The organism is Plasticicumulans sp., assembly GCF_035331805.1.
Classification (GTDB): domain Bacteria; phylum Pseudomonadota; class Gammaproteobacteria; order Competibacterales; family Competibacteraceae; genus Plasticicumulans.
On record NZ_DAOLKE010000414.1, the window covers coordinates 1 to 2837 of the forward strand.

1 protein-coding gene and 1 pseudogene are annotated in these 2837 nt (G+C 71.4%); both read right to left on the reverse strand.

The features are described 5' to 3' along the window. Positions 1-1875: an AAA family ATPase gene (locus PKE44_RS17715; protein ID WP_324553902.1), complete on the reverse strand. Its 1875-nt coding sequence runs from the start codon at positions 1873-1875 to the stop codon at positions 1-3. Then, a pseudogene (locus PKE44_RS17720) lies at positions 1875-2837 on the reverse strand (hypothetical protein); the annotation flags it as partial. The gene PKE44_RS17715 and the pseudogene PKE44_RS17720, both read right to left, overlap by 1 nt.

Sequence of the window (2837 nt, forward strand, 5' to 3'; positions counted from 1 at the left end):
TCATGCCGCCGCCTCCTCGCCAGCCGCCGCCGCCGGCAACCGGAACTGCGCCACATGCTTCGGCACGCGGAACGGCTCGCGCGTCGTCGCCATCACAAGTGCGGTTTCGAGGTGCCCGGCCGTCACCAGTGCATCCAGCCACCCGAGCAGCGACGGGCGCAGGCCGGGTTGCAGCATGTCGGCCTCGTCCAGCACCAGCAGCCGGTGTCCGGACAGGCTCGCGACCGCAGCGCCGAGCAGCGCGTCGATGCGCCAGCGCTCCGAGTCGGAAAACGCGTGATACGGCCGGTGCCCGCAGCGGATCGACATGTCCGGCGACACTGACGGCACCAGCGGCAGGCCGCGCGGCGTGACGAACAGGTCCGGACGGGCGTGTCCGGCGAGCTCGCGCAGCAGGGCATTCAGCGGCGCGAGCCCGGCCGCCAGCATCTCGTTCGGCAGCGCCTCGACCGCATCGTCGAGCGCGACCCAGGCCTGCACGTCGGCATACGCTGCGGCAGCGCGGGCCGTGATGTCGTCGGCGCGGGCGATGGCCTTCTCGGCTTCGCGCAGCGCCTTGCGCTGCTGGTCGAGCGCTTCGACGCGGGCGACAAGCTCGGCGATCTCGGCGTCGAGTTCGGCGGACGGGCGGGGCGGAGGCGGGAGGTCGGCGGCTTCGAGCGCGGCGCGGGCGGATGCCAGCGTGCGGGCGGCATCCTCGGCGGTGGTCAGTGCAGCGCTGGCGGCAGCGACGTTGGCGTCACGGGCTGACAGGGCGGTGCTGTAGCGACTGTCGGCAGCACGCACGGCTTCGGCGTGACGCTTGCTCGCTGCGGCTTCCGCCTCCTTCGCCATGCCGAGCGCGCGCACCGCGGCAGCGATGCGGCCCTGATCGCGCGCCGGGGCCGCCGGGTCCGCGGCACGGATGGCGCCGTCCGCAACCAGCAGCGGGCCGGCGCAGTGCGGGCAGGGCGTGATGGTCTGCGCGGCCTCTGCGTTGAGCTTCTCGGCAGCCGCCGCGGTGACTGCGCGCCTCGCCTCGGACAGATCGGCGGTCGCGTTGCGCACGGCTTCGTCCTGAGCCGCTGCCGGCGGAAGCGGCGCGCTCTGGGCCTCTGCCAGCCGAGCGCGCAGCGTTTCGGCCTCGCCGGCGCGCTCGATCAGAATCTGGTCATTGGCATGTGCCCGCAGCCCTGCCAGCCGATCACGCGCCCGCTCGGCCTCGCGGGCGGTGGTAGCCTCTTCGCGCAGGGCCGCCAGCCGCGCGGACTGCTTGGTGTGCTCGGCATCGACGCGGGCCAGTTCGTCCGGGTCAAATCCGGGCTTCGGCGCGGTCCATGCCGCGGCCTTGACCATCCCGTACACCTCGCCCGTGGCCGCCTTCCACGCGCCGCGCGCCTCGCTCGCGGCCGTGGCGCAGTCCTGCCCGCACACCCACGCCCCGACGAGATCCGGGTCGTGCCCGCGGGCGATCAACTCGGCCTGCATGCCGACGCGGTTGATGTCGATCTGCAGCAGGTCGAGCAGCATCGCGCGCAGGTCCGCCGTCGGTTGATCGACGATCAGCCGCGGATCGCAGCACTGTTCGAGGTACGCGACCGGGCCGGGCGTGCGCTCGACCTTGCCGGTCTTGATGTTGACGGCGGCGCGGAAGCCGTCGGCGGCCTCGACGACGATGCTGCCGGCCTCGGCGCCGTCGCTCAGCAGTGCGGTGCGATCGCCCTTGCGCATCAGGCCGCGCAGCATCCAGTCGCCGGCCAGGGCGAGGCGCAGCGCCTCGGCGATGTGGCTCTTGCCGGTGCCGTTGCCGCCGGTGACGACGGTCAGCGGGGCGAGCGGCAGCGACAGGTGGCGATGCGGGCCGAAGTTGGTGAGGTCGAGCGAGTGCAGGCGCATCACTCGCCCCCGCCGAAGCCGTCAGCCGCGATCTTCTTCTTCTGCTGGGCGCAAAGCGCGCGCAGGGCTTTCGCTTCGTCGCTGCCGGGCTTGCCACGGTAGCTGGCGATCAGGTCGTCGCAGTCCGCGGCGGTCTGGCATTCGCCGAAGGCGGCGCGCCAGTCGTCGAGGCCGTCGTCTTCATCGGCGGACGGGGCCTGGGTGGCTGGCTGCTGCTGCGCCGGAGCGGGGGCCGTGGCCGGCTGCTGCGCCGGCGGGGTCTGCTGGGCCTGCACGGCGGGCGGGGGGATTTCGCCGGTGGCGGGGTCGGCAGCGATCTCGGCGATGCCGAGCGCGACGGCCGCGCGGCGGAAGGATTCGACGCTTTCGCGTGCGGCCTGCCCGATCCCGTCGATCTGGTCGCTGGTCAGTTCTTCGATCGCAGAGCGGATGACGGCGACGCCCTTGCTTGCCGCGAACCGCAGCAGGCCGGCGATGCGGTCGGCCTTGGTCTGGACGCTGCCCTTGTTGCCGGCGGAAAGCGCCTTCTGCTCGAACTGGCTCACCACGTCCTGCGGGATGATCGCCAGCACGCCGTTGCGGAACGCCTTGGCTTCGGCGATCACGTCGAAGTGCGGTCGCTCGAACAGTCCGCCGTCGCGCTTGCGACCGCACTTATCCTCCTTCTTGCGCTGTTGGATGCTGTTGCCGGTTTTCAGATCCTGCACTTCGACCACGACTTCATAGAAGTCCATCTGGTCGGCCAGTTCCGGGATGTGCTGGATGCTCATCGTCGGCGGGTCGAAGGTGCGCATGACGAACAGCGGGCCGGTCTTGTCGATGGCGCTGACGATCCGCGTCTTGATGCCCTTGTACTCGGCGGCAAGAGCACGGGCGCCGATGACGGAAATGCCCGTCACGCGCTCGCCCTTGATGGTCATCTCGTAGACGTACTCCTTGCCGGAGTAGCCGTTGAGCACGCT